14 protein-coding genes are annotated in these 15,674 nt (G+C 63.4%); 4 read left to right on the top strand and 10 right to left on the bottom strand.

All coding sequences use genetic code 11. The annotated features are described in order from the left end of the window. Nucleotides 1-180 precede the first annotated feature (180 nt). Together P0D71_RS34350 and P0D71_RS34345 are read right to left on the bottom strand one after the other, a co-directional pair. Complete coding sequence (locus tag P0D71_RS34350; protein WP_408184646.1) at nucleotides 181-306, bottom strand: hypothetical protein; 126 nt, start codon at nucleotides 304-306, stop codon at nucleotides 181-183. After that, nucleotides 306-2,816 (bottom strand): AsmA family protein, encoded by a 2,511-nt coding sequence (locus tag P0D71_RS34345; protein WP_408483738.1) that lies wholly within the window; start codon nucleotides 2,814-2,816, stop codon nucleotides 306-308. The genes P0D71_RS34350 and P0D71_RS34345 overlap by 1 nt, the downstream gene beginning before the upstream one ends. Nucleotides 2,817-3,017: 201 nt before the next feature. On the opposite strand from P0D71_RS34345, the gene P0D71_RS34340 reads away from it, so the two are divergent. Beyond that, nucleotides 3,018-3,746: an ABC transporter ATP-binding protein gene (locus P0D71_RS34340; protein WP_408483737.1), complete on the top strand. Its 729-nt coding sequence runs from the start codon at nucleotides 3,018-3,020 to the stop codon at nucleotides 3,744-3,746. Then, nucleotides 3,743-4,549 carry an ABC transporter permease gene (locus P0D71_RS34335; protein WP_408483736.1) on the top strand — a complete coding sequence of 269 codons (807 nt, stop codon included), beginning with the start codon at nucleotides 3,743-3,745 and terminating at the stop codon, nucleotides 4,547-4,549. Before P0D71_RS34340 ends, P0D71_RS34335 begins: the two co-directional genes overlap by 4 nt. A gap of 31 nt (nucleotides 4,550-4,580) precedes the next feature. On the opposite strand, the gene P0D71_RS34330 is transcribed toward P0D71_RS34335, so the two are convergent. After that, nucleotides 4,581-5,138 (bottom strand): DUF6013 family protein, encoded by a 558-nt coding sequence (locus tag P0D71_RS34330; RefSeq protein ID WP_408343451.1) that lies wholly within the window; start codon nucleotides 5,136-5,138, stop codon nucleotides 4,581-4,583. 373 nt (nucleotides 5,139-5,511) lie between these two features. Continuing rightward, nucleotides 5,512-6,534, bottom strand: a complete 1,023-nt coding sequence (locus P0D71_RS34325; protein ID WP_408483735.1) for a zinc-binding alcohol dehydrogenase family protein — start codon at nucleotides 6,532-6,534, stop codon at nucleotides 5,512-5,514. Between the two features lie 164 nt (nucleotides 6,535-6,698). Between P0D71_RS34325 and P0D71_RS34320 the strand changes: the two genes are divergently transcribed. Then, nucleotides 6,699-7,652, top strand: a complete 954-nt coding sequence (locus P0D71_RS34320; protein WP_408184641.1) for a LysR family transcriptional regulator — start codon at nucleotides 6,699-6,701, stop codon at nucleotides 7,650-7,652. Nucleotides 7,653-7,806: 154 nt separating this feature from the next. On the opposite strand, the gene P0D71_RS34315 is transcribed toward P0D71_RS34320, so the two are convergent. The 4 genes from P0D71_RS34315 to P0D71_RS34300 form a co-directional block, all read right to left on the bottom strand. Next, complete coding sequence (locus tag P0D71_RS34315) at nucleotides 7,807-8,109, bottom strand: hypothetical protein (protein ID WP_408483739.1); 303 nt, start codon at nucleotides 8,107-8,109, stop codon at nucleotides 7,807-7,809. Nucleotides 8,110-8,152: 43 nt separating this feature from the next. Further along, on the bottom strand, nucleotides 8,153-11,308 hold the full coding sequence (ligD, locus tag P0D71_RS34310) for a DNA ligase D (protein ID WP_408483734.1): 3,156 nt from the start codon (nucleotides 11,306-11,308) through the stop codon (nucleotides 8,153-8,155). A gap of 47 nt (nucleotides 11,309-11,355) precedes the next feature. Further along, nucleotides 11,356-12,366 (bottom strand): non-homologous end joining protein Ku, encoded by a 1,011-nt coding sequence (gene ku / locus P0D71_RS34305; RefSeq protein WP_408483733.1) that lies wholly within the window; start codon nucleotides 12,364-12,366, stop codon nucleotides 11,356-11,358. Nucleotides 12,367-12,577: 211 nt separating this feature from the next. After that, a complete protein-coding gene (locus P0D71_RS34300; RefSeq protein WP_408483732.1) occupies nucleotides 12,578-13,816 on the bottom strand; it encodes a cytochrome P450 in 1,239 nt (412 codons plus the stop codon). A 294-nt stretch (nucleotides 13,817-14,110) separates the two neighbouring features. Here P0D71_RS34300 and serB point away from each other — a divergent pair, with 294 nt between their 5' ends. Next, nucleotides 14,111-14,950, top strand: coding sequence for a phosphoserine phosphatase SerB (gene serB, locus P0D71_RS34295; RefSeq protein WP_091794455.1), 840 nt, complete (start codon nucleotides 14,111-14,113; stop codon nucleotides 14,948-14,950). Between the two features lie 75 nt (nucleotides 14,951-15,025). On the opposite strand, the gene P0D71_RS34290 is transcribed toward serB, so the two are convergent. Together P0D71_RS34290 and P0D71_RS34285 are read right to left on the bottom strand one after the other, a co-directional pair. Then, nucleotides 15,026-15,157 carry a hypothetical protein gene (locus P0D71_RS34290; protein WP_286161944.1) on the bottom strand — a complete coding sequence of 44 codons (132 nt, stop codon included), beginning with the start codon at nucleotides 15,155-15,157 and terminating at the stop codon, nucleotides 15,026-15,028. A gap of 49 nt (nucleotides 15,158-15,206) precedes the next feature. Then, a complete protein-coding gene (locus P0D71_RS34285) occupies nucleotides 15,207-15,656 on the bottom strand; it encodes a hypothetical protein (protein WP_408483731.1) in 450 nt (149 codons plus the stop codon). Nucleotides 15,657-15,674 lie beyond the last annotated feature (18 nt).

Genomic DNA, 15,674 nt, shown 5'->3' with positions numbered 1-15,674 from the left:
TGTCGTTTCTCGTTGTGTTGTTTTCCGCTGTGTGCCGGCTGCGTCGTACCGTTACGTGGCTGCGTTACGACATTCCGTGACGTGACGGCGTGACGTTTCAGTTACCTCATTGCCGCTTCGCATCCGATCCGCGCCGCGGCCCGGCATTAATCGCGTCCACGCGTGCCGAACTGAGCGATCTCATTTCGTCGCGATGTCATCCATGCGGCCGCGCACTGGCGGCACGCTGATCAGCCACAGAAAAATCAACGACAGGCCACCGCCCAGGCTCCAGCTCAACCACTCCGCAGGCAGAACGAAAGGCATCAGCTCCCCTTGTATGCAGCCGCGCTAGCCGGCGACATCACCGCCGGCTTCTTATCCGCAGCACCGGGCGACGATGCGCCACCCGAAGACTTGTTGACCGGCGCGCCATCCAGAGAAATAGCGGCCTTCGGCTGCTGCTTCACGCCCGGCGGCGGCGCCGTCGGCGCCTGCCGGACCTGCGCCAGCAACTGGTTGCATGGCAACGGCTTGTTGTTGCTCGGCGCGAGCAACGGAATCAGCGCCGCGAACGGATTGATCAAGCCGAGACCGACGGCCGCGCCGCCGCGCAACGCCAGCGCGGCAGCGTTCACGCCAACATGCGGATCCTTGAAGGTGCCTTTCACATAGAGCGGCGAGCGCAGCGAGAATACCCGGAAGCCCTTGGTATGCGGATGCACGCCCAGGTCCATCGACTCGTCGCGCAGATTCACGTTGCCGTCGATGTCGATCACCGCGTCGTCCGTATCGAGCGCGAAGACACGCGAATCGAGCACGCCATTGGTGGCGACAAAATCGGCGGCCGCGCAGTTGATCTTCACGTCTCGATTGCCGAACAGCTTTTCATACACGACGTTCGCCACGTTCAAGCCGGCCGCTTCCATCAGCAGGCGGCTTACCGTGCCGTCCGTCACCAGCGCCTTCACCTCGCCGTTCGAGGTGGCCGCGAGCGCGGCCGGCGAATTGCCCGTCGCCGTCAGCGCGGCGTCGCCGTTAATTTCGCCGAGCGCGTTCTGCATCGTCTTGAAGTTCGGGAACAACTGCTTGAGCTTGAGATGCCGCGCCGATGTGGCGAAACGGCCCTTCAGCGGCGTCGCACTGCCGTCCAGATGGATGTCCGAAGCGAGCGTGCCGCCCGCCACGCCGAACTTCAGCGGCTCCAGCGAGAGCACGCCGTCGGTCATCACGATATGCGTGTATAGATCCGTGATCGGCAGATTGACGTCCTTGACGATGCGCCGGCCGGTAAACTTCACGTCGGCGTCGATCGCCTTCCAGCGGTCGGTGCGGAATTCTTCGACCGGCAGCGCCTTGTTGGAAGGTTGCGCCGTTGCGTCGCCGCGCTTGGCCTTGCTCGCGTTCGAATCCGCGCCGATCACCGGCGCCAGATCCGAGAATTGCAGCAGATGCGAGACCAGTTCGCCCTGCAACAGCGGACGCGGTTCACGCGCCGTATAGGTCAACGAGCCGTTCAGATCGCTGCCGCCGACCCGGCCTGTAAAATTTTCATACTTGAAGACGCTGCCGCTGGACTTGAACTGGCCGACGAAGCGTCCTTCGGTCGCATACGGCGGCGTGTCGGGAAGGGTCACGCCCGTCAGCGAATAGAGACGCGCCATGCTGTTGCCTTGCAGCCAGAGGCGCAGATCGACCGCAGCAAGATGCGCCGGGTCGGTGATCGTACCAACGAGACCGACATGCAGATCGCCCGCCTTGACATCGGCCTGCACCGGGAACGGCCGGTTTGCGTCCTGTAACGCCAGCACGCCGCCGACCTTACCGCTGCCCGACACCGGCGTCTTGTTGTAAGTCCCTTTGACGGTCCAGCCGATGGCGTAGGGTGGAATCTCGCGTTTCGCTGCTGCCTGAGCCTCGGCACTGCTTGCACCGCTTGCTCCGCTCACACCCGTAGCCGGTGCCGACGCCACGACCGCGCTGCTCGCGCCCGCGCCAACGGCAGCACTGGCGCCTTTCGAGCCGCCCGCGACCATCGCACCCGAGGCGCCGGTGGCCGCCGTCGTACCCGACGCCGTGATATCCGTGGCCGATGCGCCCGAGGCCGCCGCTGCGGAAGCCGCTGCGGCTTCGGATGCCGCCAGCGCATTCGCCTGCGCGGTCAGCTTGTTAGCGCCCGACTTGCCGATAGCTTCCGCCGACGCGCTGCGCGACGCCGCTTCCTGCTGCTTCATCGCCTCACCGATCGGAATCGGCTGGCCGAGCGTATCGACGACCATCTGCATGTCGACTTTCTTCTGCTGATCGGACAACGCAATGTTGCCCTTGGCGAAAGCGATATCGTGCAGATCGAGTTTCCATTCGGAAGGCCCGCTGGACGAAGCCAGTTTGAAAGTCCAGTTGTTGCGCCCATCGAGCAGGCGCTCGAGGTCGACCGAGGGATTCACGAGGTTGATCGCGGGAATCACGATATCGTGCGCGAGCAGCGGCAACACCTTGACCTGGAAGTCGATCTCGTCGAGCGTGGCGAATTGCGGCTGCCTGGTCCAGTCCGGATTGCCGACGGTAATGTTGGCCGCCGAGAAACGCGGCCAGGGTACCCAGCCACGCCAGCCGGTCTCACCCACCGGATGCCGCCAGCCCACTTTCAGGTCGCCGTTAATGGCGAACGGCCTGCCGATCGCCTGCGTGACCTTGTCGTTGATATAGGGCCTTGCCCGGTTCCAGTCGAAAGTCAGGAGGAAAATGGTCAACGCCACAATCAGAATGACGATGATCGCCAGCAACCATGCGATGATTTTTCCGATCCGTCTTCCGATCGTGCTCGACACTGCCATTGATAGGCTCCGCTGTTGGTTCCAGGTTGATCACCGACCAGCACGTTGCGTGCCCGCTGCGTGGCCGTCAAGTGCTAGTGCATTGCCGTTTTATCATGCTGCACCGCCGGCCGCGCATTCACCGCGGGAATGGTTGCTGACGCGTCATTACCCCATCACCGCGAGCTTCGACCTCATGCATTGCCTATTACGGTCCCACTTATGACCGACCTTCCCTTAGTTTTCACTGACGGCATCGTGCGGCGCGATGCCGTGCGCGGCCAGACGCTGCTGCAACCCACCACCTTCGCGTTGCATGCGGGCGACCGCGTCGCGGTCACCGGGCCGTCCGGTTCGGGCAAGAGCGTGTTCCTGCGCGCCCTCGCCCTGCTCGATCCGCTCGATGCGGGACGCATCATGTGGCATGGCGCGGCGGTGGAGCGCGCCGCCATACCGCGCTACCGGCGCAACGTGGCGTATATCCGGCAGCGGCCCGCGCTGCTCGACGGCAGCGTGGAAGACAATCTGCGCTATCCGTTCGAACTGCGCGCCTATCGCGACGTGCGTTTCGATCGCGCGCGCGCCGCGAGCCTCGCCGCTCAGGCCGGCCGTGGCAACGACTTTCTCGACAAGAGCGCCAGCGAACTGTCCGGCGGCGAGGCGCAGATCACCGCGCTGATTCGCGTGTTGCAACTGACGCCCGAGGTCCTGCTGCTCGACGAACCCACCGCCTCGCTCGACCCGGAGTCGTCGCGCGCGATCGAAGGTCTGGTGCATGCCTGGTTCGACGCCGATCCTCTGCGTCATGCGTCGATCTGGGTATCCCACGATCCGGCGCAAGCCATCCGCATGAGCGAGCGGCATCTGGTCATGCGCGCGGGCGTTCTCGGTGACACGGCGCGGCAGGAAGAGCCGACCGAGCGTCACGATCATCCGGAGTTCGGCCAATGACATTGCAAAACCTGAGTCTCTGGGACGTCGCGATTGCAGCGTTGCTGATCGTCGTGAACGGCGTAGTGTCGGTTGCGCTCAGGCTCGATCTGGAACGCAAGCTGGCATGGGCCGCCGTGCGCACCGTCGTACAGTTGCTGGCGATCGGCTACGTGCTCGGCTGGGTGTTCCGTTACGACCGTTGGTACGTGGTGCTGCCGCTCATGATCCTGATGACGCTGATCGCCGGCTTCGCGGGCGCGCAGCGCGGCAGCCGCACCTATCGCGGACAACACGCGGACAGTGTGCTGTCGATCTGGATCAGTTCGTGGCTCGTGGCCGCGGTCGGGCTGTTCGTCGTGATCCGCATTCACCCGTGGTACGAGCCGCAGTATGCGATTCCGATTCTCGGCATGATCCTCGGCAATACGCTGACCGGCGTGTCGCTCGGTATCGAACGGATGACCGAGGAGTTGACCGCGCGGCGCGACCGCGTCGACATGGCGCTCGCGCTCGGCGCGACGCGTTGGGAAGCCGCGCAGGCGCCGGCGCGGCAAGCGGTGCGCGCGGGCATGATGCCGACGCTCAATCAGATGGCGGTAGTCGGCGTGGTGAGCCTGCCCGGCATGATGACCGGCCAGGTGCTGGCCGGCCAGTCGCCGCTACAGGCCGTGCGTTATCAGATCGTGATCATGTTTCTGATCGCCGCGTCGTCGGCCCTCGGGACGGTGGGCGCAGTGTTGCTCACGTACCGGCGGCTCTTTTCGGCGGAGCACCGGTTTCTGTCCGCGCGGCTCGTGGAGCGGACCACGGCGCGGCGTTAAGCGCGTCCGCCCGCTCTTGCGCGCGCCCGACTCAACGCTTCGCGCTGATCGCGATTTCCGTGCCGTCGCTGAGCGTGAGCGTTTTCGTGCTGCCGTTGACAGGCATCGTGAATCGCACGATCTGACTGACGCTGACGTCGTTCGGACACTTGAGCGTTTTGCCGCCGCTCGTCACTGATTTCACGCCGTGCGGTGTCTGTGCCTGGAAGCTCAATTGCACGGTTGCCGTGCCGTCAGCGGCGACGACCGGCGCAAAACGGATCTGGGTCTGGCGAATCATCGCGCCGTTGGTATCGAGCGGCAGCGACGCGTAGTTCGGGCATGCATCCGTGGCGGGAACCGGGCCGCCGGGCGGCACGGTCTTCCACGTGAAGTCATCCGATTCGCCGGAGCGGATCGTGCGGGTTTCCTGCGAATTGCCGAACTGTTTCGACGTGACGCGAACCGTGTAGCGGATCGGGCCGTCGAGGGCGGACTGGGACGTGACCGTGATCGGCGTGGCCGCGTGGGCCGCCGGCACCAGCATGCCGGGCGCGAGCGCGCAAGCGAGAGAAGCGACAACTGAAACGGCGGAGAGTCTGAAGCTCATACTGTCACCTCGTTGTTGTGCCGCTGCGCGCTCGCTTCAGCACGACTGCCCACGCACCGCGTGACTGGATGAAGCCGGTCGATGCCTGGCCAGCCGGGGCTGCGAGACACGCAGCTGTTTTAGCATGATGCCCCGTCAGTCTAACGCCAAGCGAAGCCGCGCGCGCTGCCCGCGAATCGGGTGTTAACCCGCTTGCGGCAACGCGTTTTCTGCGCGCGCGGCCGCGCAGGCGCGCGCCGCGCCGTTCTGCTACGAATCGTCACGCACGCCGCGAGAACGCGCCGTTTGATGCACCTCAAATGAAAACGGCCGGCGCGCATGGCTGCGACGCCGGCCGTATGAGCCAGGCTTGCTGGTTCAGGCGCGGTGCGGCTTAGTCTGCAAAGCCCGTCAGCACCAGCTTGCCGATGGCCCGCCCTTCTTCGAGCAGTTGATGCGCGCGGCGCAGATTCGCCGCGTTGATGGCGCCGAGAGCCTGGCCGACCGTGGTGCGCAACGTGCCCGCATCAACGAGACGCGCGACTTCGGTCAGCAGTTTGTGCTGCTCGATCATGTCGGGCGTGCCGAACATCGAACGGGTGAACATGAATTCCCAGTGGAACGCGGCGCTCTTCGCCTTCAGCAGTTCGACCGGCACCGGTTTGCTGTTTTCCACAATCGTGCAGATGCCGCCTTGCGGCTTGATGACTTCGGCCGCCGCGGGGAAGTTCTTGTCGGTGTCGTTGAACATGAGCACGTAATCGACCTCGTCGATCCCGAGCTTTTTCAATTGCGCGGGCATATCGCCGAAGTGATCGACGATGTGATCCGCGCCCAGTTCCGTCGCCCATTTCGCCGATTCGGGCCGCGATGCGGTCGCGATCACCGTGAGCTTCGCAAGTTGCTTCGCCAGTTGAATACCGATCGAACCGACCCCGCCCGCTCCGCCGATGATCAACACGGTCTGCCCCTCATCCGCGCCTTGCGGCGACACGCCGAGGCGGTCGAACAGGGCTTCCCACGCGGTGATCGCGGTCAACGGCAGCGCGGCCGCGTGCGTGAAATCGAGCGACGCGGGCTTGCGCCCGACGATGCGCTCGTCGACCAGGTGGAATTCGCTGTTGGCGCCCGGCCGCGTAATGCTGCCCGCATAGAACACAGGATCACCCACTTTGAACAGCGTCACGTCCGGACCGACCGCGACGACCGTGCCGGCGGCATCCCAGCCGAGTACGCGCGGGGCTTTTTCGACGGTGTCCTTCGGGGCGCGCACCTTGGTGTCGACCGGATTGACGGAAATGGCTTCGACCTTGACCAGCAGATCACGACCGGTGGCCTCGGGCTTGGGGATATCCACATCGACCAAGGCTTCGGCTTGATCAATCGGCAAATAACGATAGAGACCGACAGCTTTCATACATGCTCCTGTTCGTTCAGACGAAATGGGAGGATTTCGATCCTTGCGCAGAGCCTGTCGCGCCGCTGATCAAGGATTTCGATCCCAATGGCGTGATCCTAAGGCGATTCTTACTTCTTTAAAACCGCGATAATGACTTAAACATCTTTTGGAAATTCAGAAGAATGAATCTGACTGCTCACCCCATGCGTGGCGCTTCAGGCGATCGGGAGCGGCTCGACCTGCTCGATGTCGCCCTGTTCGTGCGTGCGGCTCTGCTGGCCAACGTATCGGCGGCTGGGCGCGAATTCGGTTTGTCGGCCGCGGTGGCCAGCTCACGCATCGCGCAGCTGGAAAAATTGCTCGGCGCGCGGCTGCTGCACCGGACCACCCGCCGCATCAGCCTCACGCAGGATGGTGAAGTCTTCATGTCGCGCGCCGAAGCCCTGCTCGACGCGGCCGCCGCCGCGCGCGCCTCGGTTGGCCGCGCGCAGGCCGAGCCGCAAGGCCGCTTGCGCGTTTCTATGCCGTCGTCGTTCGGACGGCAACACGTTTCGCCGGTGATCAGCGAATTTCTGCGCCGCTTTCCCGGCGTGAGCGTCGATCTGCGATTGACGGATCAGGTAATCGATCTCGTCGATGCGGGGATCGACGTGGCGATCCGCGTCGGCGTGCTGAAGGATTCGTCGCTGGTGGCGCGGCGCCTGGCAGTGAATCGCCGGGTGCTGTGCGCGGCGCCCGCTTACCTTGCCGCGCGTGGTACGCCGCACCATCCTTCGGAGCTTGCGGAACACGAGTGCATGATTCTGTCGGACCAGCGCGACTGGGCCTTCGAAACACCCGCCGGCGCGCTCGAGGTTCGCGTGAGTGGACGGCTTGTCACGGACAACGGCGAAGTGATCCGCGACGCGCTGCTGGCCGGTTTCGGCATCGCGCTCAAATCGACCTGGGACGTGGCGCCGTTTCTGCGCAGCGGCGAACTGGTCAGCGTGCTGGATAGCTATCCGCTCGCCGAGCGCGTGGCCATCTGGGCGGTGTATCCGAGCCGCTCCTTCGTGCCGCCGAAGACGCTCGCCTTTATCGAATTCCTCGCCGCCCATTTCGGCGATCCGCCTTATTGGGATAGGGAACCGGGTTGAGCGGAGGGGCTATGCGGGAAGGTAATGGCGCGGCTCAACTGTGCGACCGGCCGTGGATGTAGTGGGTGGCGCGGTGGCATGTGGCATGTGGCATGTGGCATGTGGCATGTGGCAAGGTGTCGTTGTGCTGTTGTCGTGTTACGCCGTAGTCCCGTCAATGCTTGCCGCGCCCGCCCCCGGCTTCTTTGCCATCGGAATTGACGTCGGCGTGCGCGTCGTTCTGCGTCTTTTCCTGATACTCGTCGCCGCCGCGTCGATCCGTATCTTTCAGCCCGCGTTCGAGGTCGCGATGCGCCTGCCTACCGACAAGGCGCGGGCCGTCCTCGTGCTGGGATTCCGGAGCCTGGTCGGTTTCATGCGGCAGCGGCGCGGCAGCCTCCTGCATCGAGCGAGGTTGCTTTTTAGCATGCGGATCGGCCTGCTTGTCGCCGTCCGAGGATTGCGGTGAGGTCTTCATGATGTGCTCCTTTTCGCGGTGAATCAGGTTTGCTGAAGCGCCCTTACTGCGCGCCGCCAAGTCGTTTCTTCATGGCTGCGTTAATACGCTGGCGTGTTTTCGCGTAGTCCGCCCACGGGTCGCTTTTCAGATCGGCCAGGCGCTCGTGCAGATTCTCGATGGTCCACTGATCGCCGCCTGTGGAAGTGGCGACTTCGTCCCACGTCAGCGGCACCGATACGCCCAGCCCCGGACGCGCACGCGCCGAAAATGCGGCGACCGTACTCGAGCCGCGGTTGTTGCGCAGGTAGTCGACGAAGATCTTCTGCTTGCGATTCTGCGCGCCCATCTTCGCGCTGAAGTACTTGGGCAGCGTCGCCGCCATGTGCTGCGCGACGGCTTGCGAAAAATCCTTCACTTCGTCCCAGCCAGCCTGCTTCTCGAGCGGCACGACCACGTGCAAGCCTTTACCGCCACTTGTCTTGCAGAAAGACGTGAGGCCGAGTTCTTCGAGCAGCGAACGCGTCAATTGCGCGGCTTCGATCATGCGCACCCAACCCAGCGAGGCGTCGGGGTCGAGGTCGAACACCATGCGGTCCGGTTTTTCGATATTCGAGGCGACGGCATTCCAGGTGTGAAATTCGACGGTGCCCATCTGCGCGGCGCCGATCAGCGCCTTGAGCGTGTCGACGGTAATCAGCGGTGGATGCCCTGGATCGAGACCCGGGTGCTGGGTGACATTCGGAATCGACAGCTTCTGGCTGTGCTTCTGGAAGAACAGTTCACCGCCGATGTCCTCGGGCGCGCGCACCAGCGACACCGGACGGTCCCGCAAATGCGGCAGCATCCAGTCGGCCACAGATTCGTAGTACTGCACGAGATCGATCTTGCGCGTGCCCGTGCTTTTGTCGATGACACGATCGGGGTGCGAGATGCGGACGCCGCCGACTTCGGAGGGGATCGACGGGGCGTTTGATTTTGTTGCTGCGCTTGTCTTGGTGGCCGTGTTTTTGGCGGCGGCGGCTTTGGTGCTCGCGGCTTTGGTGCTCGCGGCTTTGGTGCTCGCGGCTTTGGTACTCGTGGCTTTGGTGCCTGTGGCTTTGTTACTCGCGGCGTTCTTACTCGTGGCTTCCGTACTCGCGACTTCAGTGCTCGTTGCTTTCGCACTCGCGGATTTCGTGCCCGCGGCTTTCTTGCCCGCGGCTTTCGTACCAGTGGCTTTCGTACCAGTGGCCTTCATACCCACTGCCTTAGCACCCTCGGCCTTGATGGCCGTCGTGCGCCCCTCGTTCGCACCACTCGCTTCGGACGCCGCCGAAGTACTCGCGGCAGTCTTGCGCGCTGTGCGCTTCTTCGGCACGCCGTCAGACGCAGCATCGGTTTGCTCTTGCACGTCGGCTCCCCTGCGAGGTGATTCCTTGACGATCTGACGCGCCGGCTTGTCGTTGCGCAGACTCACGAACGAAGCCTGACGCACGATGCCATCGCTCGTCCACTCCGCGAAATTGCATTCGGCGACCAGCACCGGCTCCACCCAATGCACTGGTGTACGGCTGCGCTCGCGCGGTGCGGCGGCAAACGGCATGCGCTGGGTCTCGTGCGCATCCAGTTCTTTCTTCACCGAGCGCAGCAGCGCCGCGTCGAAACCGGTGCCTACGCGCCCCGCGTACTGCAATTTGCCGTTGCCGTCGTAGATGCCGAGCAGCAGCGCACCGAACGCCGCGCGGCTGCCGGACGGTTCCGAATAGCCGCCGATCACGAACTCCTGGCGTCGGCGGCACTTCAGTTTGATCCACGCCGATGAACGCCCCGACATGTAGCCACTATCGCGCCGCTTGCCGATGATGCCTTCCAACGCCATGTCGCACGCGCTCCTGAGCAGGTCGTCGGCGCTGAAGTCGAAATCATTCGAGAAGCGCAGCACGCTGTCGTCGACCTCCTCCAGCAAGGCGCGCAAAATCGCACGACGCTGTTCGAGCGGGACGCCGCGCAAGTCGTAGCCGTTCAGAAACGGTATGTCGAACAGATAGATGACTATGTCTTGTGGACGATTCGAATCGAAGGCATTCTGCAGCGCCTGAAAATTCGGCACGCCGTTGGGGTCCAGCACGACGGCTTCGCCATCGAGCCACGCGCTGTCGATGTCGAGTTGTTCGAACGCCTTGACCTGTTTGCCGAACTTCGCGGTCCAGTCGTTGCCCGCGCGAGTGAACACCTTGACCGCATTTCCCTTGGTCATCCTATCGATTCTGACCAGCACACGATAGCCGTCGAACTTGATCTCATACGACCAATCATCGCCGGCGGGCGCCGCGTCGACGAGCGTGGCGAGTTGGGGTTTGAAGCTCGCCGGCAGGCGGGCCGGCACCGCACCCTCGATCGACGGCGAGGCGGCGAGCTCGCGCAGCGATCGCGCGCTGCGCGTCGCTACGATGTCGGGTCGCTTGGGGTCGGCGCGTTCCGGTGAAGCGGACTTCGCGCCATTCTTGCCGCCTCGTTTCGCGGTGGATGCCGCGTCCGGTTTCGCGGTGGCTTTCGAGGCCGCAGCGCGTTTGCCTGCAGCCTTGTCTGTTGTGCGCTTCGCTGTCACTGTTCTCGACGTTCTGGCAGCTGTGCCCGCGGTGGCGCTGCCGTCGAGCACGCTGCCTGGGCGCTTCTTCAATATGTCGTAGTCGCTTTCAGCGCGCGCTTCGTCATCGCGTTCCTTGATCAGAAGCCATTGCTCCTTGTCGCCGCTGCCGCGCATATGGCTGCGCACCAGCGTCCAGCCTCCGCGCAGCTTCTCACCGTGCAGCAGAAATTTGAGTTTGCCGGCCGCGTACGCGCGCGTCGCCTCGGCCGTCCCGCCAACCGGCTCCCACGTGCCGCGATCCCATACGATCACGCTGCCCGCGCCGTAATTGCCTGGCGGAATTTCTCCTTCAAACGACCCGTACTCGACCGGATGGTCTTCGACATGCACCGCGAGCCGCTTCACCGACGGGTCGAGGCTCGGCCCTTTCGGCACCGCCCACGACAGGAGCGTGCCGTTCAGCTCGAGCCGGAAGTCGTAGTGCAAACGACGTGCGTCGTGCTCCTGAATCACGTACGAGAGCGCATCGGCGGATGACTGTCTGGTCGCCTTCCGGCTGCCTTGTTTGCGGGCCACGCGCATGCCCGACGGCTCCGGCGTTTCGTCGAAGCGACGTTTGCGGGTGTAGGTACCGAGTCTGTCGTTCATGACGATGGTGGCGTTGCTCGCAGGCGGCGTGGACGCGAGGCTGACAATCAAGCCGCCGCGCGACGCTTGCGCGTGGCCGGCGTCGAAGCAGTCTTGGCGCTCGCACGGCTGCCTGCGCTGCTGCGCGTTGTTGCCGTACTCGCGGAGCGCGAGGCGCGCGGTTTCTTGCGGGCCGGCACCGACGTTTCGGCTTCGCTATCGGCGTCGTCTTCATCGTCGTCCGCAGCGCGCTTGCGACTGGCCGACGCCGGCTGCTTGCTCTTGCCACGTCCCAGGCTGCGTTTGAGCAGATCCGACAGATCGAGGATATCGGCAGACTGACGCGACTCGTGCGGCACTTCGACCTCGGTGATTTCCTCGGTCTTGCCTGCGCGAATCTTGCGATCGACGAGCGCCATGATGTCGTCGCGGAAGGTGTCGTGATACTGCGACGGATCCCATTTGTCGCTCATATCGTCGATCAGCTTCTTCGCCATGTCGAGTTCGCGCGTTGACACTCCCGCGGCTTTCATGCCCTCGGGCGGCAGCTTGAATTCGTCGAAGTCGCGCACTTCGGCAGCCCAGCGCAACGTGTTCAACGCGAGTACCGGACCGACCGGTATCAGCGCAGCAAGATGCTGCTTGTTATGCAGCACGACGCTCGCCACGCCGATCTTGCCCGACGCCTTCATGGCTTCGCGCAACAGCGCATAGACTTTTTCGCCCTTACGGTCGGGGGTGAGGAAATACGGCGTGTCGAGATAGAGGAACGAAATGTCCGGAGCATCGACGAACGCGAGGATATCGACCGTTTGCGTCGACTCGGGGTTCGCTGAGCGAATCTCGTCGTCCGACAGCACGACGTACTTGTCTTTCTCGTACTCGAAGCCGCGCACGATGTTATCGCGCGTCACATCCTTGCCGGTGCGCTTGTTGATCTGCTTGTAGCCGATCGGATCGATGGTGCGCTTGTCGAGCAGATTGAAGCCGACCTTCTCCGATTGCGTTGCCGGATACAACTGCACCGGCACGTGAACGAGGCCGAAGCTGATTGCGCCTTTCCAGATCATGTGTGCCATCGTGCGCTCCCTTGGGCCTAGGACCTGAAGCGAAGCAGCAAGCGTGCCACGGCATTCCGGCCAAAGCCAGCAAGCGCCGCCGCCCGGGCGCCCTTACACTCAGGCTGTAAGTCTTGCGTCACTCCGGCAAAAGCTACGCCGTTCCGGGCTTTGCGGTTTAAGGCTTTTGCCGGGCCAAGGCTTCTGCCACCTTAAGGCGATTCAAGCCAGCTCAAACGGCCTCAAGCTCGATCGGCACCTCGGCGAAGCCTCGAAACCGCACTCGCCCGCCGCGCGTCGGCTCGCCGTTCAGGCGATACGCCGGAAAGCGCTGCACGAACCGGCCAATCGCAATGCGCGCCTCGAGTCGCGCGAGCGACAACCCGGCGCACTGATGAATGCCGAAGCCGAACGCCAGGTGCCAGTTCGGATCACGGCGGATGTCGAAGCGATCCGGATCCTCGAACTGTTCCGGATCGCGATTGGCCGCGCCGATGCACAGCGTAACCGGCGTGCCGCGCGCCACCGCGATGCCGCCGATCTCGGTGTCGACGGTCGCCATGCGGTTGCCCAGCTGATTCGAACTCTCGAAACGCAGACATTCCTCCACCGCCGTTCCGATCAGCGACGGCTCGCGCAGCAACGCCGCACGCTCTTGCGGCCATTGCGTCAGCGTGACGAGTCCGTTGCCGATCAGATTCGTGGTCGTCTCATGTCCCGCGTTCAGAATGAAAATGCAGTTTTGCAGCAACTCCGCTTCGGACAGCTGCTCGCCGCCCTCTTCGCCCTGGATCAGGCGCGTCAGTACGTCATGTTGCGGATCGCCCGGCTCGCGGCGGCGTCGCGCGACCAGATCGCGCAGATAGTCGACGAATTCGCTCACCGCGCGATTGCCCCGCTCGAGTTGCGCCTCGGTGAGCGACGGCTCGAGCGCGCCGAGTATCGCGAGCGACCAGTCACGCAACGGCTCGCGCTCCGCGTGCGGCACGTCCAGCAGATTGCCGATGATCTCGACCGGAATCGCCGACGCGAACTCGGCGATCAGGTCGATCCGGCCGCGTTCGGCGGCGGCATCGAGCAAGCCGTCGACGAGGCGCACCAGACCCGGCTCCATGGCCGCGATGGCGCGCGCCGTCAGCGCACCGGCGATCAGCTTGCGCACACGCGTATGGCGCGGCGGATCGTTGAATACAAGACTCGTGGTGTGATGCGCGTAGAGCGGCGAATCGCCATATTTCGGCTTGAATTCGACGGTCTTGTCGGAGCTGAAAGTCTTCGGATCCCGGTAGACCGCCTGCACGTCGCGAAACCGCGTTAGAAACAGCGAGCCGTCCGGCATGCGCTTGACCGGTTCGTGGGTGCGCAATGCGTGATAAACCGGATAGGGATCGGCATAGAAAGCGGGATTCAGGTGGCGCAGATCGAAGTCGCGCGCAAGAGTGGATGCGTCGCCGGCGGTCGCCTGGGGCATGCGTTGTCTCCATGGTAGTGCGCCTCGTCAAGGGTGCCGGGGCATTCGCGGGCCGGCCATTGCGCCTCGCGAAGGCGCGAATGGGACGGCCGGTGCGTGTATTGGCTGCGAGGCGTCGTTCGATGCGCCAGTATGAACCGCGCGCCGGCGGATTGCACGGCGCAATGCACAGTGGCGCCTCCGCCAGTTCCAGCGGAGCGCGACAGGCGATGCCGACCGGCGAACCGTTACAATAACGGGATTTTCCGCGCGCGCCGCGCGCCCGTCCTTCCCTGCGTCATTGCGTCGTCGTCCATGAACCTCGTCATTCAAAGCCCTGCGCCCCTTTCCGCCGACCATCAAAAAACGCTCGTCGCGCTCGCGCGCGGTTCGCACGCCAGCGTCATCGACGCCAACGCGATTCGCATTGCCGACGCAAGCGTCGCTCAACGTGGCGACCTCGACGTCTATTGCGGCACCCATCAACTGGACTACGCGTTTGTCGAAGCCGGCCGCCAACTGCGCGACTTCGGGCTGGTGGCGATGGACATGGATTCGACGCTGATCACCATTGAATGCATTGACGAAATCGCGGACTTCTGCGGATTGAAAAGCGAAGTGTCCGCGATCACCGAGGCCGCAATGCGCGGCGAAATCAAGGACTTCAACGAAAGCCTGACGCGCCGCGTGGCGCTGCTCAAAGGCCTCGACGCAAGCGCGCTCGAACGGGTGTACGAAGAGCGGCTGAAACTTTCGCCGGGCGCTGAGCAGATGCTGGCGGGCGCGAAGGCGGCTGGTTTGAAAACGCTGCTGGTGTCGGGCGGATTCACGTTCTTCACCGAAAAACTGAGAGCGCGTCTCGGACTCGATTTCACGCGCGCGAACACGCTTGAAATCGTGGACGGCAAACTGACCGGCAAGGTGATCGGCGAGATCGTCAACGCCGATGTCAAAGCCCGCACGCTTCGCGAAACATGCGCGCAATTGGGCGTTGAACCAGGCCGCTCGATTGCCATGGGCGATGGCTCGAACGATCTGAAGATGATGGCTGAAGCCGGTCTCTCCGTTGCGTTCCGTGCGAAGCCGGTGGTGCGCGAAGCGGCAAGCGTGGCGTTCAACCATGTGGGGTTGGACGGGTTGCTGCGGCTGTTCTGATACCTGTTCTGATACCTGTTCGAAGGCTGTTTGATGCGCTGACCGATGCAATGGCGGCCAGCGCCACCCATGGCACTATTTTTTCACAATGCCCGTTGAAAGCGTCAACATAAGGCTAATCGCATCGAGGCTTGCGATGATCGTGATCCACATCAAAAAGCGCGGGTAAATTTTCTCGGACACCAGCCACAACGAGAATTTCTTCATGATTGCCTCCTTGAGAGGATCAGTATAAATGCTGCACTATCTAAAAAATCTAGATCAGCTGCACATGTAGGGATGCTAATAAAGCTGCGGCAATCACCGTGAAGAAAACGGAGAGGACGATCTCGGTGGGCGAAAAGCTTCCATCAGCAAATAAGCTGTTTCGCCGCGGCGCTCCCTGCCTTGCTCGCCTGGAATGTGGATTGACCAGCCCCGACATTACGAGGCTCGAACAGGTGAACGCCATCACACACAGTCCAGCCACCCAGTACGCCAGAACCGACGCCTCACCACGGCCCCGCTCCAGCGCCGTCACCGCCTCATAAACCGCGGAAGCAAGCAGGCCGATCGCACACCAGAACAGTTGGCCGTCTTTCACCGAGCCGGCAATCAGCGCCTTTGCCACGCGCCAACCATGCGCGGGCGCGACAAGGGTTAGCGTAAAGATCGGGCCGATGATCGGCACGCCGAGATTCAGCAACATCCAGAAGAAAAGATTCATCGAAGCTCACCATGGTGC

This window comes from Paraburkholderia sp. RL17-383-BIF-A (assembly GCF_046028015.1).
Classification (GTDB): domain Bacteria; phylum Pseudomonadota; class Gammaproteobacteria; order Burkholderiales; family Burkholderiaceae; genus Paraburkholderia.
The sequence above is the reverse complement of the archived record's forward strand: the minus strand, read 5'-3'. Positions and strand labels throughout refer to the sequence as shown.

Coding starts and splice junctions, on each gene's coding strand:
- P0D71_RS34350 (WP_408184646.1), bottom strand. CDS start 306: ATGCCTTTCGTTCTGCCTGCGGAGTGGTTGAGCTGGAGCCTGGGCGGT.
- P0D71_RS34345 (WP_408483738.1), bottom strand. CDS start 2,816: ATGGCAGTGTCGAGCACGATCGGAAGACGGATCGGAAAAATCATCGCA.
- P0D71_RS34340 (WP_408483737.1), top strand. CDS start 3,018: ATGACCGACCTTCCCTTAGTTTTCACTGACGGCATCGTGCGGCGCGAT.
- P0D71_RS34335 (WP_408483736.1), top strand. CDS start 3,743: ATGACATTGCAAAACCTGAGTCTCTGGGACGTCGCGATTGCAGCGTTG.
- P0D71_RS34330 (WP_408343451.1), bottom strand. CDS start 5,138: ATGAGCTTCAGACTCTCCGCCGTTTCAGTTGTCGCTTCTCTCGCTTGC.
- P0D71_RS34325 (WP_408483735.1), bottom strand. CDS start 6,534: ATGAAAGCTGTCGGTCTCTATCGTTATTTGCCGATTGATCAAGCCGAA.
- P0D71_RS34320 (WP_408184641.1), top strand. CDS start 6,699: ATGAATCTGACTGCTCACCCCATGCGTGGCGCTTCAGGCGATCGGGAG.
- P0D71_RS34315 (WP_408483739.1), bottom strand. CDS start 8,109: ATGAAGACCTCACCGCAATCCTCGGACGGCGACAAGCAGGCCGATCCG.
- ligD (WP_408483734.1), bottom strand. CDS start 11,308: ATGAACGACAGACTCGGTACCTACACCCGCAAACGTCGCTTCGACGAA.
- ku (WP_408483733.1), bottom strand. CDS start 12,366: ATGGCACACATGATCTGGAAAGGCGCAATCAGCTTCGGCCTCGTTCAC.
- P0D71_RS34300 (WP_408483732.1), bottom strand. CDS start 13,816: ATGCCCCAGGCGACCGCCGGCGACGCATCCACTCTTGCGCGCGACTTC.
- serB (WP_091794455.1), top strand. CDS start 14,111: ATGAACCTCGTCATTCAAAGCCCTGCGCCCCTTTCCGCCGACCATCAA.
- P0D71_RS34290 (WP_286161944.1), bottom strand. CDS start 15,157: ATGAAGAAATTCTCGTTGTGGCTGGTGTCCGAGAAAATTTACCCGCGC.
- P0D71_RS34285 (WP_408483731.1), bottom strand. CDS start 15,656: ATGAATCTTTTCTTCTGGATGTTGCTGAATCTCGGCGTGCCGATCATC.